At 56.4% G+C, this 26,241-nt stretch carries 16 protein-coding genes and 3 rRNA genes; 10 read left to right on the top strand and 9 right to left on the bottom strand.

What is annotated here, in order from left to right; all coding sequences use genetic code 11:
* Positions 1-53 precede the first annotated feature (53 nt).
* The 7 genes from KPHS_02410 (at position 54) to KPHS_02350 (ending at position 5,577) form a co-directional block, all read left to right on the top strand.
* Positions 54-857, top strand: a complete 804-nt coding sequence (locus KPHS_02410; protein YP_005224541.1) for a sorbitol-6-phosphate 2-dehydrogenase — start codon at positions 54-56, stop codon at positions 855-857.
* A gap of 9 nt (positions 858-866) precedes the next feature.
* Positions 867-1,274 carry a sorbose-specific phosphotransferase enzyme IIA component gene (locus KPHS_02400; protein YP_005224540.1) on the top strand — a complete coding sequence of 136 codons (408 nt, stop codon included), beginning with the start codon at positions 867-869 and terminating at the stop codon, positions 1,272-1,274.
* Positions 1,274-1,768, top strand: a complete 495-nt coding sequence (locus KPHS_02390; RefSeq protein YP_005224539.1) for a PTS enzyme IIAB, mannose-specific — start codon at positions 1,274-1,276, stop codon at positions 1,766-1,768. Before KPHS_02400 ends, KPHS_02390 begins: the two co-directional genes overlap by 1 nt.
* Before the next feature lie 65 nt (positions 1,769-1,833).
* Positions 1,834-2,634 carry a sorbose permease IIC component gene (locus tag KPHS_02380; protein YP_005224538.1) on the top strand — a complete coding sequence of 267 codons (801 nt, stop codon included), beginning with the start codon at positions 1,834-1,836 and terminating at the stop codon, positions 2,632-2,634.
* Positions 2,635-2,645: 11 nt separating this feature from the next.
* Positions 2,646-3,470 (top strand): sorbose permease IID component, encoded by an 825-nt coding sequence (locus KPHS_02370; protein YP_005224537.1) that lies wholly within the window; start codon positions 2,646-2,648, stop codon positions 3,468-3,470.
* 72 nt (positions 3,471-3,542) lie between these two features.
* Complete coding sequence (locus KPHS_02360) at positions 3,543-4,775, top strand: L-sorbose 1-phosphate reductase (protein ID YP_005224536.1); 1,233 nt, start codon at positions 3,543-3,545, stop codon at positions 4,773-4,775.
* Entirely contained in the window at positions 4,768-5,577 is an 810-nt protein-coding gene (locus KPHS_02350) for a shikimate 5-dehydrogenase (RefSeq protein YP_005224535.1), read from the top strand. The genes KPHS_02360 and KPHS_02350 overlap by 8 nt, the downstream gene beginning before the upstream one ends.
* An 87-nt stretch (positions 5,578-5,664) precedes the next feature.
* Here the strand turns inward: KPHS_02350 and KPHS_02340 are convergent, their stop codons facing one another.
* Positions 5,665-7,296 carry a putative alpha helix protein gene (locus tag KPHS_02340; protein ID YP_005224534.1) on the bottom strand — a complete coding sequence of 544 codons (1,632 nt, stop codon included), beginning with the start codon at positions 7,294-7,296 and terminating at the stop codon, positions 5,665-5,667.
* Between the two features lie 129 nt (positions 7,297-7,425).
* Positions 7,426-11,109: a B12-dependent methionine synthase gene (locus KPHS_02330; RefSeq protein ID YP_005224533.1), complete on the bottom strand. Its 3,684-nt coding sequence runs from the start codon at positions 11,107-11,109 to the stop codon at positions 7,426-7,428.
* Positions 11,110-11,240: 131 nt separating this feature from the next.
* Between KPHS_02330 and KPHS_02320 the strand changes: the two genes are divergently transcribed.
* Positions 11,241-12,134 carry an IclR family transcriptional regulator gene (locus tag KPHS_02320; RefSeq protein YP_005224532.1) on the top strand — a complete coding sequence of 298 codons (894 nt, stop codon included), beginning with the start codon at positions 11,241-11,243 and terminating at the stop codon, positions 12,132-12,134.
* Between the two features lie 50 nt (positions 12,135-12,184).
* On the opposite strand, the gene KPHS_02310 is transcribed toward KPHS_02320, so the two are convergent.
* The 4 genes from KPHS_02310 to KPHS_02280 form a co-directional block, all read right to left on the bottom strand.
* A complete protein-coding gene (locus KPHS_02310; RefSeq protein YP_005224531.1) occupies positions 12,185-13,969 on the bottom strand; it encodes a bifunctional isocitrate dehydrogenase kinase/phosphatase protein in 1,785 nt (594 codons plus the stop codon).
* A gap of 102 nt (positions 13,970-14,071) precedes the next feature.
* Complete coding sequence (locus KPHS_02300) at positions 14,072-15,391, bottom strand: isocitrate lyase (RefSeq protein ID YP_005224530.1); 1,320 nt, start codon at positions 15,389-15,391, stop codon at positions 14,072-14,074.
* 64 nt (positions 15,392-15,455) lie between these two features.
* Positions 15,456-17,057, bottom strand: coding sequence for a malate synthase (locus KPHS_02290; protein YP_005224529.1), 1,602 nt, complete (start codon positions 17,055-17,057; stop codon positions 15,456-15,458).
* A gap of 260 nt (positions 17,058-17,317) precedes the next feature.
* On the bottom strand, positions 17,318-18,247 hold the full coding sequence (locus KPHS_02280; protein ID YP_005224528.1) for a homoserine O-succinyltransferase: 930 nt from the start codon (positions 18,245-18,247) through the stop codon (positions 17,318-17,320).
* A gap of 156 nt (positions 18,248-18,403) precedes the next feature.
* Between KPHS_02280 and KPHS_02270 the strand changes: the two genes are divergently transcribed.
* Complete coding sequence (locus KPHS_02270; protein ID YP_005224527.1) at positions 18,404-18,865, top strand: putative acyltransferase; 462 nt, start codon at positions 18,404-18,406, stop codon at positions 18,863-18,865.
* 161 nt (positions 18,866-19,026) lie between these two features.
* On the opposite strand, the gene KPHS_r00030 is transcribed toward KPHS_02270, so the two are convergent.
* From KPHS_r00030 to KPHS_r00200, 3 genes are all read right to left on the bottom strand, one after another.
* Positions 19,027-19,141 (bottom strand): 5S ribosomal RNA (locus KPHS_r00030).
* A 99-nt stretch (positions 19,142-19,240) separates the two neighbouring features.
* Positions 19,241-22,139: ribosomal RNA gene (locus KPHS_r00120) — 23S ribosomal RNA — on the bottom strand.
* Positions 22,140-22,489: 350 nt separating this feature from the next.
* Positions 22,490-24,016 (bottom strand): 16S ribosomal RNA (locus KPHS_r00200).
* The 16S, 23S and 5S rRNA genes sit together here, the layout of an rRNA operon.
* 607 nt (positions 24,017-24,623) lie before the next feature.
* Between KPHS_r00200 and KPHS_02260 the strand changes: the two genes are divergently transcribed.
* On the top strand, positions 24,624-26,240 hold the full coding sequence (locus tag KPHS_02260; RefSeq protein YP_005224526.1) for a bifunctional purine biosynthesis protein PurH: 1,617 nt from the start codon (positions 24,624-24,626) through the stop codon (positions 26,238-26,240).
* Position 26,241 lies beyond the last annotated feature (1 nt).

The following is a 26,241-nucleotide window of genomic DNA, read 5'->3' as shown; positions in this document are numbered from 1 at the left end:
CACGCAGCACCCGCTGCGGGGGATCCCTTTATCTAAAGAAATGGGAGTGAATAATGAATACCTGGTTAAATTTAAAAGATAACGTCATTATCGTGACCGGCGGCGCCTCGGGAATTGGGCTGGCCATTGTCGATGAATTATTATCACAAGGTGCTCATGTCCAGATGATTGATATTCATGGCGGCGATCGTCATCACAATGGCGATAATTATCACTTCTGGCCGACGGATATTTCCAGCGCGACAGAGGTGCAACAGACTATCGATGCCATTATTCAGCGCTGGTCGCGTATTGATGGTTTGGTCAATAACGCTGGCGTGAATTTCCCGCGTTTATTAGTCGACGAAAAAGCACCGGCCGGCCGCTATGAATTAAACGAAGCCGCTTTTGAAAAAATGGTCAATATCAACCAGAAAGGGGTGTTTTTCATGTCGCAGGCGGTGGCGCGTCAAATGGTCAAACAGCGCGCCGGTGTGATTGTCAATGTCTCTTCGGAGAGCGGCCTGGAAGGTTCTGAAGGTCAAAGCTGCTACGCCGCGACCAAGGCCGCGCTCAACAGCTTTACCCGCTCCTGGTCCAAAGAATTGGGTAAATATGGGATCCGCGTGGTCGGCGTTGCGCCGGGGATCCTCGAAAAAACCGGTCTGCGGACACCGGAATATGAAGAGGCGCTGGCCTGGACGCGCAATATCACCGTCGAGCAACTTCGCGAGGGATATACCAAAAACGCCATTCCCATCGGGCGGGCAGGAAAGCTCTCGGAAGTGGCTGATTTTGTTTGCTATCTCTTGTCAGCGCGCGCCAGCTACATCACCGGAGTCACCACTAACATTGCCGGCGGAAAAACGCGCGGTTAAGGAGGCAGTATGGTTCACGCTATCTTCTGCGCCCACGGCCAGCTGGCCGGGGCCATGCTTGATTCGGTATGCATGGTCTACGGCGAGGTTAACGTCAGCGCCGTCGCGTTTGTCCCCGGCGAAAACGCGGCGGATATCGCCATTAACCTGGAAAAGTTAGTAAGCGCCCACACCGATGAGGAGTGGGTAATCGCGGTAGATTTGCAGTGCGGAAGCCCATGGAATGCCGCAGCCGGGCTGGCAATGCGTCACCCGCAGATCCGGGTGATTAGCGGCCTGTCGCTGCCGCTGGCACTCGAGCTGGTGGATAACCAGCATACCCTGAGCGCCGATGACTTATGCCAGCATCTGCAGGCCATCGCCAGTCAGTGCTGTGTGGTCTGGCAGCAGCCAGAAACCGTTGAGGAGGAGTTCTGATGCAAATTACCCTCGCCCGTATTGATGACCGACTGATTCATGGCCAGGTCACCACCGTGTGGTCAAAAGTCGCCAACGCCCAGCGGATAATTATCTGCAATGACGATGTATTTAACGATGAGGTTCGCCGGACCCTGTTGCGCCAGGCGGCTCCGCCAGGCATGAAGGTAAACGTTGTCAGTCTGGAAAAAGCGGTTGCGGTCTATCATAACCCGCAATATCAGGACGAGACCGTCTTTTATTTATTTACCAATCCACACGATGTTTTAACGATGGTGCGCCAGGGCGTGCAGATCGCCACGTTAAATATTGGTGGCATGGCCTGGCGACCCGGTAAAAAACAGCTAACCAAAGCCGTTTCTTTGGATCCGCAGGATATTCAGGCATTCCGTGAACTCGATAAACTGGGCGTAAAACTCGATTTACGCGTGGTCGCATCAGATCCGTCAGTCAATATTCTCGACAAAATTAACGAAACAGCTTTCTGCGAATAAAAAATAGCGCCTGTTGTGATATGCCGTAGCAGGCAGGATGACTCACACCTTAAAGGTCATAAATTATGGAAATTAGTACCCTACAGATAATAGCCATATTTATTTTTTCCTGTATTGCCGGAATGGGCAGCGTGCTGGATGAATTTCAGACCCATCGGCCCCTTATCGCCTGTACCGTGATTGGCCTCATCCTGGGCGATTTAAAAACCGGGGTTATGCTCGGCGGTACGCTGGAGCTGATCGCCCTCGGCTGGATGAACGTGGGGGCAGCGCAGTCGCCAGATTCGGCGCTGGCCAGCATTATCTCCGCCATTCTGGTGATTGTGGGCCACCAGAGCATTGCCACCGGTATCGCCATTGCTCTGCCGGTGGCCGCCGCCGGGCAGGTGCTGACCGTTTTCGCCCGTACCATTACCGTGGTGTTCCAGCACGCCGCGGACAAAGCGGCCGAGGAGGCGCGCTTTCGCACCATCGACCTGCTGCATGTCTCCGCACTGGGGGTGCAGGCACTGCGCGTGGCAATCCCGGCGCTGGTGGTCTCGCTGTTCGTTAGCGCGGATATGGTCAGCAGTATGCTCAGCGCGATCCCGGAATTCGTCACCCGCGGCCTGCAGATTGCCGGTGGTTTCATTGTCGTCGTGGGCTACGCGATGGTGCTGCGAATGATGGGCGTGAAATACCTGATGCCCTTCTTTTTCCTCGGTTTTCTCGCCGGGGGTTATCTCGACTTCAGCCTGCTGGCCTTCGGCGGCGTGGGCGTCATCATCGCGCTGATCTACATCCAGCTCAATCCACAGTGGCGTAAAGCTGAACCCGCCGCCTCCACTGCCCCCTCTGCCCCCGCCCTTGACCAGCTTGACGACTAATGGAGCCGAAAATGGAACAGAAAAAAATCACGCAAGGCGACCTGGTGAGCATGTTTCTCCGCTCCAACCTCCAGCAGGCCTCCTTTAACTTCGAACGTATTCATGGCCTGGGGTTTTGCTACGACATGATCCCGGCGATCAAACGCCTTTATCCGCTCAAAGCCGATCAGGTCGCGGCGCTGAAGCGTCATCTGGTGTTCTTTAATACCACGCCGGCGGTGTGTGGCCCGGTGATCGGCGTCACCGCCGCCATGGAGGAGGCCCGGGCTAACGGCGCGGCCATTGACGATGGCGCTATCAACGGCATCAAAGTGGGTCTGATGGGCCCGCTGGCCGGCGTCGGCGACCCGCTGGTCTGGGGCACGCTGCGGCCGATTACCGCGGCCCTTGGCGCCTCGCTGGCCCTCTCCGGCAACATTCTGGGACCTTTGTTATTTTTCTTTATTTTCAATGCAGTGCGGCTGGCAATGAAGTGGTACGGCCTGCAACTGGGCTTCCGTAAAGGGGTCAATATCGTCAGCGATATGGGCGGTAACCTGCTGCAGAAGCTGACCGAAGGCGCCTCCATTCTCGGCCTGTTTGTCATGGGGGTGCTGGTGACCAAATGGACCACCATCAATGTGCCGCTGGTGGTTTCCCAAACGCCCGGTGCAGACGGCGCCACCGTCACGATGACCGTCCAGAACATCCTCGATCAGCTCTGCCCCGGCCTGCTGGCGCTGGGCCTGACGCTACTGATGGTGCGTCTGCTGAACAAGAAAGTGAATCCGGTCTGGCTGATTTTCGCCCTTTTCGGCTTAGGCATTATCGGCAACGCCCTCGGCTTTCTGTCCTGATTATTCCGCCCCGGCGATGCCGGGGTGACGTCAACAACATAGCCCCGAAAGATGAAGGGGATGAGGTGGTTTATGCAAACAACAACGGCCCTGCGCCTGTATGGCAAACGAGACCTGCGCCTGGAAACCTTTACCCTCCCGGCGATGCAGGACGATGAGATCCTCGCCCGGGTGGTCACGGACAGCCTGTGTCTTTCCTCATGGAAAGAGGCCAATCAGGGTGCCGATCATAAAAAGGTGCCAGATGATGTGGCCACCAGGCCCATTATTATCGGTCATGAATTCTGCGGCGAAATCCTTGCCGTCGGTAAAAAGTGGCAGCATAAGTTTCAGCCAGGGCAGCGCTACGTGATCCAGGCCAACCTGCAGTTGCCCGACCGACCCGACTGCCCCGGCTACTCATTCCCATGGATCGGTGGCGAAGCCACCCATGTGGTGATCCCCAATGAGGTGATGGCGCAGGATTGCCTGCTCACCTGGGAGGGGGATACCTGGTTTGAAGGATCGCTGGTGGAGCCGCTCTCCTGCGTCATTGGCGCTTTCAACGCCAATTATCATCTGCAGGAGGGGAGTTACAACCACGTGATGGGGATCCGTCCTCAGGGACACACTCTGATCCTGGGCGGGACGGGGCCGATGGGGCTGCTGGCTATCGACTATGCGCTGCACGGCCCCATCAATCCTTCACTACTGGTAGTGACCGATACCAATAAGCCGAAGCTCAGCTACGCCCGCCGTCATTACCCCTCTGAGCCGCAGACGCTGATCCACTACCTCGACGGCCATGAGGCCAGTCGCGATACGCTACTGGCGCTCAGCGGCGGCCATGGCTTCGACGATATCTTCGTGTTTGTGCCAAACGAACAGCTGATCACCCTGGCCTCCTCGTTGCTGGCTCCGGACGGCTGCCTGAATTTCTTTGCTGGCCCCCAGGATAAGCAATTCAGCGCCCCGATCAACTTCTACGACGTGCACTACGCCTTTACCCACTACGTCGGCACCTCCGGCGGTAATACTGACGATATGCGCGCCGCGGTGGCGCTGATGCAGGCGAAAAAGGTCCAGACGGCGAAAGTGGTCACCCATATTCTCGGCCTGAACGCCGCGGGCGAAACCACCCTCGATCTGCCTGCCGTCGGCGGGGGAAAAAAGCTGGTGTATACCGGAAAAGCCTTCCCGCTCACGCCGCTGGGCGAGATCGCCGATCCCGAACTGGCAGCGATTGTGGCGCGTCACCATGGGATCTGGTCCCAGGAGGCTGAAGCGTATCTGCTGGCCCACGCGGAGGATATTACGCATGATTAACCGCGATACGCTGCTGTGCATCTCCCTGGCGGGTCGCCCCGGCAACTTCGGCACCCGCTTTCATAACTATCTGTATGACAAGCTGGGATTGAACTACCTCTACAAAGCCTTTACGACTAAGGATATTGAGGCGGCGGTAAAAGGGGTTCGCGCATTGGGTATCCGCGGCTGTGCGGTCTCCATGCCGTTTAAAGAGAGCTGCATACCGTTTCTTGACGCGATCGATCCGTCAGCAAAAGTCATCGACTCCGTCAACACCATCGTCAACGACGACGGGAAGTTAACCGGGCTAAACACCGATTACATCGCGGTCAAAAGCCTGATCGCCAGCCATCGGCTCGATACCAACGCCAGAGTGATGATTCAGGGTAGCGGCGGCATGGGGAAAGCCGTCATTGCCGCCTTCCGTGATGCCGGTTTCCGCGACGTGATCATTGCGGCCCGCAATCGCCAGCGCGGCCTGGCGCTGGCAAAACAGTATGGCTTTCAGTGGCAGCCCCTGCCCGAAGGGATCGCAGCCGAGATTCTGGTCAATGTCACACCGCTGGGCATGGCGGGGGGAGCGGAAAGCAACACGCTGGCGTTCAGCGAGGCCATGGTGGCCCAGGCCAGCGTCGTGTTTGACGTGGTCGCGTTGCCGGCGGAAACTCCGCTGATCCGCCTGGCGCAACAACGGGGTAAGCAAACCATCAGCGGTGCGGAAGTTATTGCCCTGCAAGCCGTCGAGCAGTTTGCCCTTTATACCGGCGTACGGCCGGATAGCGCGCTGGTGGCAGAGGCCTCGGCGTTTGCCAGAAGCTAGGATGTCCCTCCCGGGAAGGCGTCAGCCACGTCCCGGGAGGGCTACCTCGCCAGAAAAGAAGCGACATAAACGGAAAAATAATCCGTCTCAGTAGTCATCCCGTTCGTCGTCTTCATCCGGCTGCTCCATCACGCTGTAAGCCACCGAGCAGAACAGGCTGTTCAGACGCTTCATATCCCCCAGCAGCGCCAGGTGCAACGTACTGGTTTCGATGCTCTGCACGTTCTGCTGATGCAGACGGTCAACGTGCGCATGCGAGTAGCGGCGGTTAAGAATGCGGAACCGGTGTTTGCTGCGCCGCAGGCGGCGGGCGCTGGGCACATCGCTGGAGAAGAAGACCGACATCGCCAGCTGCAGGTTGCTGAGCAGCAGATCGTACAGCGCATCAAGCTCCTTTAACCCTTCTACCGAGAAGGCGCGCCGCGCCGCCAGCGATTTATCGGCGATCTCGCTGCCCATTCGCTCGACGATATCGGACGCCTGTTCGAGGTTTAACGACATCTCAATAATTTCCGCCCAGCGCCGGGATTCCTCTTCCGCCAGCTCATCCTTTGGCATTCGCGCCAGATAGAGCTTAATAGCGGTGTAAAGTACGTTGATATCATCCGCCATACGGCGCAGCTCTTTCTCTTGACGCGGTTCGCCATGCATCACCTTGTGCAGGCTCTCCAGCATCTGCTCCATCGCGTCACCAATGCGCAGCGTCTCACGCGCGGCATTGGCCAGCGCCAGCGCCGGGGTGTCCAGCGCCGACGGGTCGAGATGCTTGGGTTTGAGATGGTTATCCAGCTCGGGCTCATCGCGGATCAGACGCTGGCACAGCTTCGCCATCGGTCCGGCAAAGGGCACCATCGCGATGCAGCGCAGCAGGTTGTAAAAGACGTGGAAGTAGATAACCAGCTCGGACTCGGCCAACGGCAGCTTTTGCATCGCCGCGGCCAGCGGATGGACGAACGGCAGAATAATCAGACTCCCCACCAGCTTAAACAGCAGGCTGCCCAGCGCCACCCGGCGCGCCGCCGCGTTCGCCGCGCTGTTGTTAAGCATCGCCAGCAGCCCCGATCCCAGGTTGGCGCCAATCACCAGACACAGCGCCACCGGGAAAGAGATCGCTCCCGCCGCGGTCAGCGTCGCCGTTAACAGCACCGCCGCCAGGCTGGAGTAGCTAATGATTGCAAATACGGCGCCAATCAAAGCATCCAGCATGATATCGCCGGTCAGCGAGGCGAAAATCACCTGCACACCGTTCGCCTGGGTTATGGGGTGTACGGCCTGGACAATCAGCTCGAGGGCCAACAGGATCAGCCCCAGACCAATCCCCACCCGTCCAAGCTGCCCGGCGCGGGTCTGCTTGCGGCCGAGGAAGAAAATCACCCCGATAAATATCAACAACGGCGACAGCCACGACAGGTCGAAGGTCAACACCCTCGCCATCAGCGCCGTCCCGACGTCGGCCCCCAGCACCATCACCAGCGCTGGCATCAGACCCACTAAATCCTGGGCGACAAATGAGGTCACCAGCATGGTGGTGGCGTTACTGCTTTGCACCAGCGCAGTCACGCCAAGACCCGCGCAGAAGGCGAGCGGCTTTTTCTCTACGCTGCTACTGAGAACGGTACGCAGGCGAGCGCCATAGACGCGCATCACCCCGGTACGCACGATATGCGTGCCCCACACCAGCAGAGCAACCGCGGACAACAGGTGTAGCAGAGTTAACACGGAATCAGCTTCTCCTTATCGTTATAGGTTTTCCGAAGTTCAGGAACCTATCTCAGTATAAGGGGTTAACCTCAATAAAGAGACAAGGCGCTCACAGAGCGCCTTGTTTGTTGTAAGGAAAGATGACGACTAGTCCGCATCATAGCCCAGATTAGGCGCTAACCAGCGCTCGACCTCCGCCGGCGTCATTCCTTTACGCAGCGCGTAATCTTCGACCTGATCGCGCTGGATCTGCGCCACGGCGAAGTACTTGCTATCCGGATGGCTGAAGTACCAGCCGGAAACCGATGCGCCCGGCCACATGGCGAACGATTCGGTGAGCTTCATGCCGGTATGGGCTTCGACGTCCAGTAGCTGCCAGATGGTCCCCTTTTCGGTATGCTCCGGACAGGCCGGATATCCCGGCGCCGGTCGGATCCCCTGGTAGTTCTCGCGAATAAGCTCCTCATTGCTGAGGTTCTCATTGGCCGCATATCCCCAGTAAACCTTGCGCACTTTCTCATGCAGATACTCGGCAAAGGCCTCCGCCAGGCGATCGGCGATGGCCTTGATCATGATCTTGTTATAGTCATCATGCTGCGCTTCATAGGCATCCGCCAGCGCGTCCTCTTCCAGGCCGCCGGTCACGGCGAAGGCGCCGATGTAGTCCGCCTTGCCGCTCAGCTTCGGCGCGACAAAATCGGCGAGGCAGTAGTTGGCGAAGCCAACCTTCTCCGTCTGCTGGCGCAGATGATGGCTCACCGTCAGCACGTGGGTGCGGGTTTCATCGCGATAGATTTCAATATCGTCGCCCACGCGGTTGGCCGGGAACAGACCCACCACGCCCCGCGGGTTCAGGGTTTTCTCTGCGCTCAGCTTATCCAGCAGCTCGTTAGCGTCTTTGAACAGGCGCTGCGCCTCTTCCCCTACCACTTCATCTTCCAGAATGCGCGGATATTTACCCGCGAGCGACCAGGTCATGAAGAACGGCGTCCAGTCGATGTAGTTGCGCAGAGTCTCGATACTGGCTTCCACCGTCTGTACTCCCAGACGATGAGCCACCGGCGGCGTGTAGCTCTCCCAGTCAAAGGCCAGATCGTTTTCCCGCGCGGCGGCAAGGGTCACCGGCGGCGTACGCGGTTTTTTACGCCCATGCTGGATACGCACCGTTTCATACTCTTTGCGCGTGCGGGCGACAAACTCGTCGCGCTGCGTGTCCGAGAGCAGCGCAGACACCACGCCGACGGTGCGCGAGGCGTTCTGTACGTAAACGGTCGGGCCGCTGTAGTTCTGCTCGATTTTCACCGCCGTATGCGCTTTCGAGGTGGTCGCGCCGCCTATCAGCAGCGGGATGGTAAAGCCCTGGCGCTCCATCTCTTTCGCCACATTAACCATCTCGTCCAGCGATGGGGTAATCAGCCCGGAAAGACCAATTAGATCCGCGTTTACCTCTTTGGCCGTTTTGAGAATTTTATCCGCCGGGACCATCACGCCAAGATCGATGATTTCGTAGTTATTGCACTGCAGCACCACGCCGACGATGTTTTTGCCAATGTCATGAACGTCGCCTTTTACCGTGGCAATCACCATTTTGCCGTTACTGGAGCCCTGCTCTTTACTGGCTTCAATAAACGGCTCAAGGTAGGCCACCGCCTGTTTCATTACACGGGCGGATTTCACCACCTGCGGCAGGAACATTTTGCCTTCGCCGAACAGATCGCCGACCACGTTCATGCCGTCCATCAGCGGCCCTTCAATGACCTCAATCGGGCGGGCGGCCTGCTGACGCGCTTCTTCGGTGTCCTGTTCGATAAATTCGGTAATGCCCTTCACCAGCGAATATTCGAGGCGTTTTTTCACTTCCCAGGTGCGCCACTCCGCCTGCTGGGCATTCGCGCCGTCGTCCGCTTTGCTGCCGCGATATTTTTCCGCCAGCTCAAGTAACCGTTCGGTACTGTCATCGCGGCGGTTGAGGATCACGTCTTCGACCGCGTCGCGCAGCTCGCCCGGGAGGTCATCATAGATGGCCAGCTGACCGGCGTTGACGATCCCCATGTCCATGCCGTTGCGGATCGCGTAGTAGAGGAATACGGCGTGGATCGCCTCACGTACCGGGTCATTACCGCGGAAGGAGAAGGAGACGTTGGAGACCCCGCCGGAGATTAGCGCATGCGGCAGCTCGCGTTTGATGTCTTCGCAGGCGCCGATAAAGTCCTGTGCGTAGTTGTTATGCTCTTCGATACCGGTGGCGACGGCAAAGATATTGGGGTCGAAGATAATATCTTCCGGCGGGAAGCCGACCTCTTCGGTTAGGATTTTGTAGGCGCGACGGCAAATCTCAATTTTACGTTCGCGGGTGTCGGCCTGACCAACCTCGTCGAAAGCCATCACCACCACCGCGGCGCCGTAGCGGCGAACCAGTTTCGCATGGTGGATAAAGGATTCGACGCCCTCTTTCATCGAAATCGAGTTAACGATGCCTTTGCCCTGAATACATTTCAGGCCCTTTTCAATGACTTCCCACTTGGAGGAGTCGATCATGATCGGCACGCGGGCAATGTCCGGCTCGCCGGCAATCAGGTTAAGGAAACGCACCATCGCCGCTTCCGCGTCGAGCATCCCCTCGTCCATGTTGATATCGATAATCTGCGCGCCGCTTTCCACCTGCTGACGCGCAACGTCCAGCGCTTCGCTGTACTTCTCTTCTTTAATCAGCCGCTTAAATTTCGCCGAGCCGGTGACGTTAGTTCGTTCACCGACGTTAACGAACAGGCTATCGTCGCCGATATTCAACGGCTCCAGGCCGGCGAGGCGGCAGGCCACCGCAATTTCCGGCAACTGACGCGGCGGCAGGCCCGCTACCGCCCGGCTCATGGCGGCGATATGCTCCGGGGTGGTACCGCAGCAGCCGCCAACGATATTGAGGAAACCGGCTTCCGCCCATTCGCGAATTTGCGTCGCCATGGTGTCGGCGTCCAGATCGTATTCGCCGAAGGCGTTGGGAAGGCCGGCGTTCGGGTGCGCGGTGACGTAGCATTCGGCAATGCGCGACAGCTCCTGGACGTACTGCCGCAGCTCGTCCGGCCCGAGGGCGCAGTTCAGACCAAACGATAAGGCTTCGGCGTGACGCAGCGAGTTATAAAAGGCTTCGGTGGTCTGTCCGGAAAGCGTGCGGCCAGAGGCATCGGTAATGGTCCCGGAGATCATCAGCGGCAGGTCAACGCCTAACGCCTCCAGCTCCTCTTTCACCGCATATATAGCCGCTTTAGCGTTCAGAGTATCAAACACCGTTTCAATCAGGATCAGATCCACGCCACCTTCCACCAGCGCCCGGGTGGATTCGCGATAGGCGGCCACCAGCTGGTCAAAGGTAATATTACGGAACGCCGGATCGTTCACATCAGGCGAGATAGAGGCGGTGCGGTTGGTCGGGCCAAGCACGCCCGCGACATAGCGCGGTTTTTCCGGCGTGCGGGCCGTCCAGGCGTCGGCGCTGGCGCGGGCCAGCTTCGCCGCGGCAAAGTTGATCTCGGCCGACAGGGATTCCATCTGGTAATCCGCCATCGCGATGGTCGTCGAGTTAAAGGTGTTGGTCTCAATGATATCCGCGCCGGCCTCGAAATAGGCGCCGTGGATCTCGCGGATCACTTCGGGTTTGCTGAGCACCAGCAGGTCGTTGTTGCCTTTCAGGTCGCACGGCCAGTCAGCAAAGCGCTCACCGCGAAAGTCCTGCTCACTCAGACGATAGCCCTGGATCATGGTGCCCATGCCCCCATCCAGAACCAGAATACGTTCTTTTAACTGCTGATGCAGTTGCTCAACTTTGCTGCTCACACTTGCTCCCGACAACGCTCGACTCAGGCCAAATAGCCAACAAACCATACTGGCATAAACCACCGGAGCGGAAAAGACAACAACGGGCAATATGAGACATGTTCAGCTTCACTCCTCCGATGAGTCCGGTTGTGATTGCATTATTGCCAAATAAAACGAAAATTATTTCCACGATACAGAAAAAGGAGTTCGCGATGGCCACAACCCCCATTCCCGCGAAACGCGGCAGAAAACCCGCGGCTGCCACTGCCCAGCAGGCTGGCGGTCAGGTTCAGTCGCTGACCCGCGGCCTGAAATTACTCGAATGGATTGCCGAGTCCCACAGCAGCGTCGCGCTGACCGAACTGGCGCAGCAGGCGGGTCTGCCCAACTCCACGACTCACCGTCTGCTGACCACCATGCAACAGCTGGGCTTCGTCCGCCAGGTTGGCGAGCTGGGTCACTGGGCCGTAGGGGCGCATGCTTTCGTGGTCGGCAGCAGCTTTCTACAAAGCCGCAATCTGCTGGCCATTGTCCACCCGATCCTGCGCCAGCTGATGGAAGATTCCGGTGAAACGGTGAATTTAGCGGTGCTCGACCAGAGCGACCACCAGGCGATCATTATCGATCAGGTGCAGTGCACCCAGCTGATGCGGATGTCGGCGCCAATCGGCGGTAAACTGCCGATGCACGCTTCCGGCGCCGGGAAGGCGTTTCTCGCGCAGCTGAGCGAAGAGCAGGTCACCAGTCTGCTGCACCGTAAAGGGCTGCATGCCTATACGCATGCCACGCTGGTCTCCCCGCTGCATCTGAAGGAAGATTTAGCCCAGACCCGCAAGCGGGGCTACTCTTTCGATGATGAGGAGCACGCGCTCGGCCTGCGCTGCGTCGCCGCCTGCATTTACGATGAACATCGCGAACCGTTCGCGGCAATCTCCATCTCAGGCCCCATCTCGCGTATGACCGATGATCGGGTGACTGAGCTGGGCGCGCTGGTGATCAAGGCGGCGAAGGAAGTGACGCTGGCGTATGGCGGGGTTAAATAAAAAAATGCCCCAGAAGGGCATTTTAAGTAGGCCTGATAAGCGTAGCGCCATCAGGCAGATCGGCGCACCTTGCCGGATGGCGGCGTAAACGCCTTATCTGGTCTACTGTCGGCGCCATAGCGCACGCTAAAACGCTGCTTGCGCCGGTAGGCGTAGACATCTTCCACATGGCCGTTTTTAATCCGCATCTGCAGTGCGCGCCAGTAGTCGGCGCGCAGCAGGTCGGCATGCATCTCTTCAAACAGTGGCCCAATGCGCGGGTCGGCGCACAGCCAGTGGCGGAACTCCTCCGGAAACACATCGCCAGGCGAAACGCTGTACCACGGCTCGCTGGCCAGCTCATCCTCCGGATAGCGCGGCGGCGGGATCTCGCGAAAATTCACTTCCGTCATATAGCAGATTTCATCATAGTCGTAGAACACCACCCGGCCATGGCGGGTGACGCCGAAGTTTTTAAATAACATATCGCCGGGAAAGATGTTGGCGGCGGCCAGCTGGCGGATAGCATTGCCATACTCTTCTACCGCATCACGCAATGCCTGGCCGTTAACCTGCTCCAGCCACAGGTTGAGCGGCACCATTCGCCGTTCAATATAGAGATGGCTGATGACGATGCGGTCGCCGAGATCGGTGAGTTTGTTCCCCGCTTCCGCCTGCAGCAGCGCCAGCAGCGCCGGCGCGATTTGCCGTTTATCCAGCACGAAATTTTCAAACTCCTGTGTGTCCGCCATCCGCCCGACGCGGTCATGCTCCTTTACCAGCTGATAGCAAGCCCGCACATGGGCGGCGGTCATCTCTTTCTGCGGCGCGAAGCGGTCCTTGATCACCTTAAACACCCGGTCAAAGCCCGGCAGGGTAAACACCAGCATCACCATCCCGCGAATACCCGGCGCTTCAATAAACTGCTCATCGCAGCGAGTAATGTAGTGTAGATATTCGCGATAGCTTTCGGTTTTGGCGTGCTTCTGACAGCCAATCGCCATGTACAGCTCGGCCGTCGTTTTACCCGGCAAGATCTCGCGCAGCCATTCCACCAGCGCGCCGGGCAACGGCGCATAAACCATAAAATAGGAACGCGCGAAGCCAAAAACGATACTCGCTTCGGCATGGGTTGTGAGGCAGGTGTCAACAAACAGCTCACCCTCTTCGCTGCGGTGGATCGGCAGCAAAAAAGGCAGCGTCGCCATCGGCATGACCAGTTTGCCCACCAGCCAGGCGGCTTTATTGCGGTAGAACAGCTCATTGGCGACCTGCAGATGACAGGTGGCGAGCAGTTCCTCCCCCAGCGCCTCCTGCAGACTGGCAATGATATAGCCGATATCCCGCGCTTTGTTTTGCCACGGTAGCCGCAGCGGCAGATCGGACAGTACTTTACCCAGCAGGTGCGACCAACCGCGTTCCGGAAAGAAATCTTTCGCCAGCGGTCGCGGGAGGGTACGAAAGGGTCGCTCGGGCTGCGAGCTGAAAATAAAGAGCCGCTCGGGGGTCAGCGAGCGGTGGTCAAACAGGCGGCAGTAGACCGAATTGAAAAAGCTCTCAGCAATTTCAAAGCGAGGGTAATCCGGTAAAAGTTGGGTGTACTGCTGTTTCACCCGCAGAAGAAAATCGACGTCGGTGCTTTTCCCTTCGGTGATGCAGCGCAGCTGCTCTACTACCAGGCCCACGTGGTGATCGTAGAGATGGATCCGCTGCTTCATCGCCTGCTGCACGGCGTGCCAGTCAGCCTGTTCAAAGCGCTGCTGCGCGCCGGAAGTGACTTCAAGAAAACGCCCATACTGCGCGTCAAATCCCTGCAATATCGTTTGGGCAATCAGTAATTCAAGACCACGCGTCATCGCTTTCCCCCATCCGGCGCCACGTCATGCCGGAAGGCGCGCTCGCTTATCCGGCCTGCGTCCTCTTGCAGGACCGGTCAGCGTCGCGCCACCGGGCATGGCTTAAAACTGCTCTTCTTCGGTCGAGCCGGTCAGCGCCGTTACCGACGAGGTACCACCCTGGATAATGGTGGTGACCTTGTCGAAGTAGCCGGTGCCCACCTCCTGCTGATGCGAGACGAAGGTGTAGCCTTCCGGCCCGGCGGCGAATTCCGGCTGCTGCACTTTCTCAACATAGTGGCGCATCCCCTCACCCTGAGCGTAGGCATGGGCGAGGTCGAACATGTTGAACCACATGCTGTGGATCCCCGCGAGGGTAATAAACTGGTATTTGTATCCCATGTCCGACAGCTGCTGCTGGAAGCTGGCGATGGTTTTATCATCAAGATTTTTCTTCCAGTTAAACGACGGCGAGCAGTTATAGGCCAGCAGTTTGCCCGGGAAACGCGCATGGATAGCCTCGGCAAAGCGGCGCGCCTGCTCGAGATCCGGTTTCGACGTTTCACACCACACCAGATCCGCATACGGCGCGTAGGCCAGCCCGCGGCTGATCGCCTGCTCGATCCCGGCGTGGGTGCGGAAGAACCCTTCGCTGGTGCGATCCCCGGTAATAAACTCACGATCGTACGGATCGCAGTCTGAGGTAATTAAATCCGCGGCGTCGGCATCGGTACGGGCGATGACCAGCGTCGGGACCCCCATCACGTCGGCCGCCAGACGCGCCGCCACCAGCTTCTGAATCGCTTCCTGAGTCGGAACCAGCACTTTACCGCCCATATGGCCGCACTTCTTCACCGATGCCAGCTGATCTTCGAAGTGAACAGCCGCTGCACCGGCTTCAATCATCGATTTCATCAGCTCAAAGGCGTTCAGGACGCCGCCAAAACCGGCCTCCGCATCCGCCACGATCGGCAGGAAGTAGTCGATAAAGCGCGGATCGTTCGGTTCAATTCCCGCTGACCACTGGATCTGATCGGCGCGGCGGAAGGTGTTGTTGATCCGATCCACCACCGCCGGTACCGAGTTGGCCGGATACAGCGATTGATCCGGATACATGCTGGACGCCAGGTTAGCATCCGCCGCCACCTGCCAGCCGGAGAGATAAATGGCTTCGATACCCGCCTTCGCCTGCTGCAAGGCCTGGCCGCCGGTCAGCGCGCCGAGACTGTTGACGTACCCTTTTTTCGCCTCCCCGTGCAGCAGACGCCACAGTTTCGCCGCGCCAAGCTGCGCCAGCGTGCATTCCGGATTCACCGAGCCGCGTAACTTCACCACCTCTTCCGCGCTGTAGGGACGGGTAATGCCTTCCCAGCGCGGGTTCGTCCATTCTTTGTTTAATTCTTCGATTTGTTGGGTACGGGTTTTCATGTGCAGATGCTCCATATAATTTCCTGGCTCCCCAGGCTCATAGGTGAAGGACTAAATGGCGAACCACACCATCTGGCGATTAGGCCAGCAGGCGGTAGCCCGGCAATGTCAGAAAATCAATTAGCTCGTCGGAGGTGGTGATCTGCTCCATCAGTCGCGCCGCATCGTCAAAGCGGCCGTGGCTGAAGCGGTGCTCTCCCAGCTCCTCCTGAATCACCATCAGCTCTTCCGCCAGCCACTGGCGGAACAGCGCCTTAGTGACCGGGGTACCGTCGTTCAGGGTTTTCTGATGATGGATCCACTGCCAGATAGAGGTGCGCGAGATCTCGGCCGTTGCGGCGTCTTCCATCAGGCCATAAATCGGTACGCAGCCGTTGCCGGAGATCCACGCTTCGATGTACTGCACCGCCACGCGAATGTTGGCGCGCATTCCGGCTTCCGTGCGTTCGCCCTCACAGGGAGCCAGCAGTTGTTCAGCGGTAATTGGCGCATCCTCGCTCCGGGTGACCGAGAGCTGATTCGGCTTATCGCCCAGCACGCGGTCAAACACCGCCATGGCGGTATCCGCCAGGCCCGGGTGGGCGATCCAGGTCCCATCGTGACCGTTGTTTGCCTCCAGCTCTTTATCGGCGGTGACTTTACTCAGCACCTGGCGGTTACGTTCGGTATCTTTGCTCGGGATAAACGCCGCCATACCGCCCATCGCAAACGCGCCGCGTTTGTGGCAGGTCTTAATCAACAAGCGTGAGTAGGCGCTGAGGAAGGGTTTATCCATCGTCACCACCTGCCGGTCCGGCAGTACGCGATCCGGATGGTTTTTCAGCGTCTTGATATAGCTGAAGATGTAATCCCAGCGGCCGCAGTTCAGGCCAACAATATGGTCGCGCAGCGCATGCAGGATCTCATCCATCTGGAACACCGCTGGCAGCGTCTCAATCAGCAGCGTGGCCTTGATGGTGCCGCGCGGCAGGTCAAAGCGATCTTCCGTAAAACTGAAGACATCGTTCCACCATGCCGCCTCCTGCCAGGCCTGTGTTTTTGGCAGATAGAAGTAGGGACCACTTCCTTTCGCCAGCAGCGCCTGGTAGTTATGAAAGAAATAGAGCGCAAAATCGAACAGGCTGCCGGGGATGGCCTCATTACGCCAGGTCACATGCTTTTCCGGCAGATGCAGGCCGCGCACACGGCATACCAGCACAGCGGGATTGGGCTGCAACTGATAGATTTTGCCGGCCTCGTTGGTGTAGCTGATGGTTCCGTTCACGGCATCGCGCAGGTTGATTTGACCATCAATGACTTTGCGCCAGTCAGGCGCCAGCGAATCCTCAAAGTCCGCCATAAAGACTTTGACGTTGGCATTCAGCGCGTTAATGACCATCTTGCGCTCGACGGGGCCGGTGATTTCCACGCGGCGATCCTGCAAATCAGCCGGGATACCGCGAATAGTCCAGTCGCCATTTCTAATGGAAGCAGTTTCCGAAATAAAATCCGGAAGCTGCCCGTCGTCAATAGCCTGCTGTTGCTGCAAACGAGCGGCCAGCAGCTTATTGCGCGCCGGCGTAAAGCGGCTCACCAGTTCCGTCAGAAATTCTACCGCCTCAGGCGTTAAGATCTGCTTCTCCTGCTCGCCATAGGGCTGACTAAAGGCCAGTTCATCGGTGATTGTCGCCTGCTGCGTCATTGTGCTGCTCCTCTTGGTTGATCCGCTGGAAGCGAGCGAAAGATCGTTGTGCAGTTTTCGCTCAGCACAATTAAGACTACTCAATTAATTTCCAAAATCAAAAACAATTTCCATTTTAATTTTAATTTATCATTAACACATTGATAACAATGAAATTAAAGTTATCCTCGCGTATGAAGTGAATTTCGGAAATAAAAAAGGCACCCGAAGGTGCCAGAGGCAAAATGCTGAAACGCTTTAGGATCGTCTCACGTAGAGTATTATTCCAGCGTCGGATTCATATGACGCAGATCGTATGGCGTAATCTGGTAGACGTAATAGTTAAGCCAGTTAGCGAACAGCAGATTGCCGTGGCTGCGCCAGGTGGCGCGCGGTTTGTTCTGCGGGTCGTTTTGTGGGAAATAGTTATGAGGTATCTCAGGGTTCAAACCGGCTTCCACATCGCGGAAATATTCGCTTGCCAGGGTATTGGCATCGTACTCCGGGTGGCCGGTGACAAAGGCGATGCGCTTATCTTTGCTGGCGAACAAATACGCATCGCCCTCTTCCGTCTCCGCGAGGATCTCGAGATCGGTATAGTCGCGAATAAGTCCGGCCGGAAAATCAGCATAGCGTGAGTGCGGGGCCAGGAAAGAGTCGTCGAAACCGCGGGTCAGTAAGGCGTGCGGATGAAGAATATGGTGTTCATAGACGCCGGAAATCTTTTCGGCGCGGGTCTGCTTGGGAATGCCGTACAGAATGTTCAGCGCGGCCTGAACCGCCCAACAGACGAACAGCGTCGAAGTGACGTGATCCTTGGCCCACTCCAGCACCTGTTTGATCTGCGGCCAGTAAGCAACATCGTTAAACTCAACCAGGCCTAAAGGAGCGCCGGTAACAATCAGGCCGTCAAAGTTCTGATCGCAGATCTCATCGAAATTACAGTAAAAGTTATTCAGATGCTCCGCAGGGGTATTACGCGACTCGCGCGCATCGATACGTAATAACTGGATATCCACCTGCAGCGGAGAGTTTGATAGCAGACGCAGGAACTGGTTTTCCGTCTCGATTTTCTTCGGCATCAGGTTGAGGATTAACACCTTCAGGGGGCGGATTTCCTGAGTCGTTGCACGTGTTGTCGTCATTACGAAGACGTTTTCATTGCGCAAGAAATTGACGGCTGGCAGCTCGTCCTGCACCCGAATTGGCATAACTGTATTACCTCATAGCATACGTATAAACGTTTAGACATCCAGATAGCTGAAGATAACCAGGAATCGGGTGAATGTCGAGTCTGCATGTTCACGGTGAGAAAATTTCACGGCGCTTGTTGAGTTAGAATATAAGAATGTAGAAAAGGAGAAAGTATGGTTATTAACATCCGCCGTTCCCGGCCTGATGAAGGGGATAAACTGACTGCGATCTGGTGTCGGTCGGTCGACGCCACGCATGATTTTCTGACAAAAGCGTATCGAAAGGAGCTGGAGGAGATGGTACGCGCATTTTTACCGGAGGCTCCGCTGTGGGTGGCGGTTAATACGGAAGACCAGCCGATCGCCTTTATGCTGCTGACCGGAGAACATATGGATGCGCTGTTCGTCGATCCGGATGTCCGCGGCTGTGGCGTGGGGAAGTTGCTGATTGAGCATGCGCTGTCGTTAACGCCGAAGCTGACGACCAATGTAAATGAGCAGAATGAACAAGCGGTCGGGTTTTATCAGAAGATGGGTTTTAGGGTGACAGGGCGCTCTGAAACGGACGATCTGGGGCAACCGTATCCGTTATTGAATTTGATGTATGAGCAGCAGGCTGAAGCAGACTACGATTGACGTCGGTAACTTTGCGGCATTGATGTCCCCTCGGCCAGCAGGTGGCCGAGGATCTGTAGCCCCGGTAAGCGCAGCGCCACCGGGGGGACATACCCGCACGCTGGCCGGACGACAGAAACGCAAAAAGCCCATCCGGCAGGATGGGCTCTTCACTTGTTTGATGCCTGGCAGTTCCCTACTCTCACATGGGGAGACCCCACACTACCATCGGCGCTACGGCGTTTCACTTCTGAGTTCGGCATGGGGTCAGGTGGGACCACCGCGCTAGTGCCGCCAGGCAAATTCTGTTTTATCAACACGTTTCACCAACGTATCGATTAATCTGTATCAGAGCTGAAAATTCTCTCAAATCCGCCAAAACATCTTCGGCGTTGTAAGGTTAAGCCTCACGGTTCATTAGTACCGGTTAGCTCAACGCATCGCTGCGCTTACACACCCGGCCTATCAACGTCATCGTCTTAACGTTCCTTCAGGAGACTTATAGTCTCAGGGAGAACTCATCTCGGGGCAAGTTTCGTGCTTAGATGCTTTCAGCACTTATCTCTTCCGCATTTAGCTACCGGGCAGTGCCATTGGCATGACAACCCGAACACCAGTGATGCGTCCACTCCGGTCCTCTCGTACTAGGAGCAGCCCCCCTCAATTCTCCAGCGCCCACGGCAGATAGGGACCGAACTGTCTCACGACGTTCTAAACCCAGCTCGCGTACCACTTTAAATGGCGAACAGCCATACCCTTGGGACCTACTTCAGCCCCAGGATGTGATGAGCCGACATCGAGGTGCCAAACACCGCCGTCGATATGAACTCTTGGGCGGTATCAGCCTGTTATCCCCGGAGTACCTTTTATCCGTTGAGCGATGGCCCTTCCATTCAGAACCACCGGATCACTATGACCTGCTTTCGCACCTGCTCGCGCCGTCACGCTCGCAGTCAAGCTAGCTTATGCCATTGCACTAACCTCCTGATGTCCGACCAGGATTAGCTAACCTTCGTGCTCCTCCGTTACGCTTTGGGAGGAGACCGCCCCAGTCAAACTACCCACCAGACACTGTCCGCAACCCCGGTCAGGGGCCAACGTTAGAACATCAAACATTAAAGGGTGGTATTTCAAGGTTGGCTCCACGCAGACTGGCGTCCACGCTTCAAAGCCTCCCACCTATCCTACACATCAAGGCTCAATGTTCAGTGTCAAGCTATAGTAAAGGTTCACGGGGTCTTTCCGTCTTGCCGCGGGTACACTGCATCTTCACAGCGAGTTCAATTTCACTGAGTCTCGGGTGGAGACAGCCTGGCCATCATTACGCCATTCGTGCAGGTCGGAACTTACCCGACAAGGAATTTCGCTACCTTAGGACCGTTATAGTTACGGCCGCCGTTTACCGGGGCTTCGATCAAGAGCTTCTCCTTACGGATAACCCCATCAATTAACCTTCCGGCACCGGGCAGGCGTCACACCGTATACGTCCACTTTCGTGTTTGCACAGTGCTGTGTTTTTAATAAACAGTTGCAGCCAGCTGGTATCTTCGACTGGTCTCAGCTCCATCCGCAGGGACTTCACCTACACACCAGCGTGCCTTCTCCCGAAGTTACGGCACCATTTTGCCTAGTTCCTTCACCCGAGTTCTCTCAAGCGCCTTGGTATTCTCTACCTGACCACCTGTGTCGGTTTGGGGTACGATTTGATGTTACCTGATGCTTAGAGGCTTTTCCTGGAAGCAGGGCATTTGTTACTTCAGCACCGTAGTGCCTCGTCATCACACCTCAGCCTTGATTATCCGGATTTGCCTGGACAATCAGCCTACATGCTTAAACCGGGACAACCGTCGCCCGGCTAACATAGCCTTCTCCGTCCCCCCTTCGCAGTAACACCAAGTACAGGAATATTAACCTGTTTCCCATCGACTACGCCTTTCGGCCTCGCCTTAGGGGTCGACTCACCCTGCCCCGATTAACGTTGGACAGGAACCCTTGGTCTTCCGGCGAGCGGGCTTTTCACCCGCTTTATCGTTACTTATGTCAGCATTCGCACTTCTGATACCTCCAGCATGCCTCACAGCACACCTTCGCAGGCTTACAGAACGCTCCCCTACCCAACAACACATAGTGTCGCTGCCGCAGCTTCGGTGCATGGTTTAGCCCCGTTACATCTTCCGCGCAGGCCGACTCGACCAGTGAGCTATTACGCTTTCTTTAAATGATGGCTGCTTCTAAGCCAACATCCTGGCTGTCTGTGCCTTCCCACATCGTTTCCCACTTAACCATGACTTTGGGACCTTAGCTGGCGGTCTGGGTTGTTTCCCTCTTCACGACGGACGTTAGCACCCGCCGTGTGTCTCCCGTGATAACATTCTTCGGTATTCGTAGTTTGCATCGGGTTGGTAAGTCGGGATGACCCCCTAGCCGAAACAGTGCTCTACCCCCGAAGATGAGTTCACGAGGCGCTACCTAAATAGCTTTCGGGGAGAACCAGCTATCTCCCGGTTTGATTGGCCTTTCACCCCCAGCCACAAGTCATCCGCTAATTTTTCAACATTAGTCGGTTCGGTCCTCCAGTTAGTGTTACCCAACCTTCAACCTGCCCATGGCTAGATCACCGGGTTTCGGGTCTATACCCTGCAACTTAACGCCCAGTTAAGACTCGGTTTCCCTGCGGCTCCCCTATACGGTTAACCTTGCTACAGAATATAAGTCGCTGACCCATTATACAAAAGGTACGCAGTCACACCCGAAGGTGCTCCCACTGCTTGTACGTACACGGTTTCAGGTTCTTTTTCACTCCCCTCGCCGGGGTTCTTTTCGCCTTTCCCTCACGGTACTGGTTCACTATCGGTCAGTCAGGAGTATTTAGCCTTGGAGGATGGTCCCCCCATATTCAGACAGGATACCACGTGTCCCGCCCTACTCTTCGAGTTCACAGCCTGTGCATTTTGGTGTACGGGACTATCACCCTGTACCGTCGGACTTTCCAGACCGTTCCACTAACACACAAGCTGATTCAGACTCTGGGCTGCTCCCCGTTCGCTCGCCGCTACTGGGGGAATCTCGGTTGATTTCTTTTCCTCGGGGTACTTAGATGTTTCAGTTCCCCCGGTTCGCCTCGTTAACCTATGTATTCAGTTAACGATAGTGCAACGAATTGCACTGGGTTTCCCCATTCGGACATCGCCGGTTATAACGGTTCATATCACCTTACCGACGCTTTTCGCAGATTAGCACGTCCTTCATCGCCTCTGACTGCCAGGGCATCCACCGTGTACGCTTAGTCGCTTAACCTCACAACCCGAAGATGTTTCACTTCTGATTGCGAAAATTTGAGAGACTCGAACACACATTAACTGTGTGTCGTTTCAATTTTCAGCTTGATCCAGATTTTTAAAGAGCAAATATCTCAAACGTCACCCGAAGATGAGTTTTGAGATAGTTCGGCACGCGTCTTTCACTCACGAACCAGCAAGTGGCGTCCCCTAGGGGATTCGAACCCCTGTTACCGCCGTGAAAGGGCGGTGTCCTGGGCCTCTAGACGAAGGGGACACTGAAGTCTCAATCGCAAGACGCCTTGCTTCTTTACGTTCATCAGACAATCTGTGTGAGCACTACAAAGGCAGGTTCTTTAAGGTAAGGAGGTGATCCAACCGCAGGTTCCCCTACGGTTACCTTGTTACGACTTCACCCCAGTCATGAATCACAAAGTGGTAAGCGCCCTCCCGAAGGTTAAGCTACCTACTTCTTTTGCAACCCACTCCCATGGTGTGACGGGCGGTGTGTACAAGGCCCGGGAACGTATTCACCGTAGCATTCTGATCTACGATTACTAGCGATTCCGACTTCATGGAGTCGAGTTGCAGACTCCAATCCGGACTACGACATACTTTATGAGGTCCGCTTGCTCTCGCGAGGTCGCTTCTCTTTGTATATGCCATTGTAGCACGTGTGTAGCCCTGGTCGTAAGGGCCATGATGACTTGACGTCATCCCCACCTTCCTCCAGTTTATCACTGGCAGTCTCCTTTGAGTTCCCGGCCGGACCGCTGGCAACAAAGGATAAGGGTTGCGCTCGTTGCGGGACTTAACCCAACATTTCACAACACGAGCTGACGACAGCCATGCAGCACCTGTCTCACAGTTCCCGAAGGCACCAATCCATCTCTGGAAAGTTCTGTGGATGTCAAGACCAGGTAAGGTTCTTCGCGTTGCATCGAATTAAACCACATGCTCCACCGCTTGTGCGGGCCCCCGTCAATTCATTTGAGTTTTAACCTTGCGGCCGTACTCCCCAGGCGGTCGATTTAACGCGTTAGCTCCGGAAGCCACGCCTCAAGGGCACAACCTCCAAATCGACATCGTTTACGGCGTGGACTACCAGGGTATCTAATCCTGTTTGCTCCCCACGCTTTCGCACCTGAGCGTCAGTCTTTGTCCAGGGGGCCGCCTTCGCCACCGGTATTCCTCCAGATCTCTACGCATTTCACCGCTACACCTGGAATTCTACCCCCCTCTACAAGACTCTAGCCTGCCAGTTTCGAATGCAGTTCCCAGGTTGAGCCCGGGGATTTCACATCCGACTTGACAGACCGCCTGCGTGCGCTTTACGCCCAGTAATTCCGATTAACGCTTGCACCCTCCGTATTACCGCGGCTGCTGGCACGGAGTTAGCCGGTGCTTCTTCTGCGGGTAACGTCAATCGAGAGGTTATTAACCTCACCGCCTTCCTCCCCGCTGAAAGTGCTTTACAACCCGAAGGCCTTCTTCACACACGCGGCATGGCTGCATCAGGCTTGCGCCCATTGTGCAATATTCCCCACTGCTGCCTCCCGTAGGAGTCTGGACCGTGTCTCAGTTCCAGTGTGGCTGGTCATCCTCTCAGACCAGCTAGGGATCGTCGCCTAGGTGAGCCGTTACCCCACCTACTAGCTAATCCCATCTGGGCACATCTGATGGCATGAGGCCCGAAGGTCCCCCACTTTGGTCTTGCGACATTATGCGGTATTAGCTACCGTTTCCAGTAGTTATCCCCCTCCATCAGGCAGTTTCCCAGACATTACTCACCCGTCCGCCGCTCGTCACCCGAGAGCAAGCTCTCTGTGCTACCGCTCGACTTGCATGTGTTAGGCCTGCCGCCAGCGTTCAATCTGAGCCATGATCAAACTCTTCAATTTAAGTTTGATGCTCAAAGAATTAAACTTCGTAATGAATTACGTGTTCACTCTTGAGACTTGGTATTCATTTTTCGTCCGAGGACGTTAAGAATCCATGTCACTTTGAGTGCCCACACAGATTGTCTGATAAATTGTTAAAGAGCAGTTGCGACGCGCTTTAGCGCTCTGTCGCGAGGTGGCGTATATTACGCTTTCCTCTTTCAGAGTCAACCCGTTTTTCAGGATTTTTCTCTGCAACCGAACCGGCTGTTTGTGTGAAGTGATTCACATCCGCCGTGTCGATGGAGGCGCATTATAGGGAGTTCTCGAGCGTCCGCAATAGAAAAATGGCAGAAAAATGACTGACTGCTGCATTCCCCAGCAAAACCCCGCTTTATACCTCGTTACACACAGAATTATCCACAAGAGAGCGTAAAAACATGACCGCTAGCCCCATGGATCGCCAGCTATATAGAAGGAGAATCACCGGCCTGGAGAGAAACATAAAAATTCGCGAGCGTTGCGCAAACGTTTTCGTTACAATGCCGCGCTATGACACGGATGCCCGGTTGGGTGCGTTAGGTGAGTTTTTAGGCAAAAGCTCACCTAACGCTCTCTGTAATGTTCAAATCCTGGGGATTTAATACCATGCAACAACGTCGTCCAGTCCGCCGCGCTCTGCTCAGTGTTTCTGACAAGGCCGGTATCGTCGAATTCGCGCAGGCGCTTTCCGCTCGTGGTGTCGAGCTGCTGTCCACCGGCGGCACCGCTCGCCTGCTGGCAGATAAAGGCCTGCCGGTTACCGAAGTCTCTGACTACACCGGTTTCCCGGAAATGATGGATGGACGCGTGAAGACCCTGCATCCGAAAGTACACGGCGGCATCCTCGGTCGTCGCGGTCAGGATGACGGTATCATGCAGCAACACGGTATCGCGCCTATCGATATGGTTGTCGTGAACCTTTACCCGTTCGCCCAGACCGTCGCTCGTGAAGGGTGCTCGCTGGAAGACGCGGTGGAAAACATCGATATCGGCGGCCCGACTATGGTGCGCTCTGCAGCGAAGAACCATAAAGATGTCGCCATCGTGGTTAAGAGCAGCGACTACGACGCCATCATTAATGAGATGGACGCCAACGAAGGTTCCCTCACGCTGGCCACCCGCTTCGACCTCGCCATTAAAGCCTTCGAACACACCGCCGCTTACGACAGCATGATCGCCAACTACTTCGGCAGCATGGTTCCGGCCTATCACGGCGAAAGCAAAGAAGCCGCTGGCCGCTTCCCGCGTACCCTGAATCTGAACTTCATTAAGAAGCAGGATATGCGCTACGGCGAAAACAGCCACCAGCAGGCGGCTTTCTATATAGAAGAGAATGTAAAAGAGGCCTCCGTGGCGACCGCCACTCAGCTGCAGGGCAAAGCGCTCTCCTATAACAACATTGCCGATACCGATGCGGCGCTGGAGTGTGTAAAAGAGTTCAACGAGCCGGCCTGCGTTATCGTTAAGCACGCCAACCCGTGCGGCGTTGCCGTCAGCGACTCGATTCTTGACGCCTACGATCGCGCTTACAAAACCGACCCGACCTCCGCGTTCGGCGGCATCATTGCCTTTAACCGCGAGCTGGATGCTGAAACCGCGCAGGCGATCATCTCTCGCCAGTTCGTCGAAGTGATCATCGCGCCGTCCGCCAGCGAAGAAGCGCTGAAAATCACCGCCGCGAAGCAGAACGTCCGCGTACTGACCTGCGGCCAGTGGGATACTCGCGTTGCCGGCCTCGATTTCAAACGCGTTAACGGTGGTCTGCTGGTTCAGGACCGCGATCTCGGCATGGTCACCGCAGGTGAACTGCGCGTGGTCAGCAAACGTCAGCCAACCGAGCAGGAACTGCGCGATGCGCTGTTCTGCTGGAAAGTGGCGAAATTCGTCAAATCCAACGCCATTGTGTATGCCAAAGATAATATGACCATCGGCATAGGCGCCGGTCAGATGAGCCGCGTCTACTCGGCGAAAATCGCCGGAATTAAAGCCGGTGATGAAGGTCTGGAAGTGAAAGGTTCCGCCATGGCCTCTGACGCTTTCTTCCCGTTCCGCGACGGCATCGATGCCGCAGCCGCGGTAGGCATCACCTGCGTTATTCAGCCGGGCGGCTCTATCCGTGACGACGAAGTGATTGCCGCCGCTGACGAACACGGCATCGCCATGATCTTCACCGACATGCGCCACTTCCGCCATTAAT

This window comes from Klebsiella pneumoniae subsp. pneumoniae HS11286 (assembly GCF_000240185.1).
In the GTDB taxonomy this organism is placed as follows: Bacteria; Pseudomonadota; Gammaproteobacteria; order Enterobacterales; family Enterobacteriaceae; genus Klebsiella; species Klebsiella pneumoniae.
Note: the sequence above shows the minus strand (reverse complement) of the source record. Positions and strands in the feature narration are given on the sequence as shown.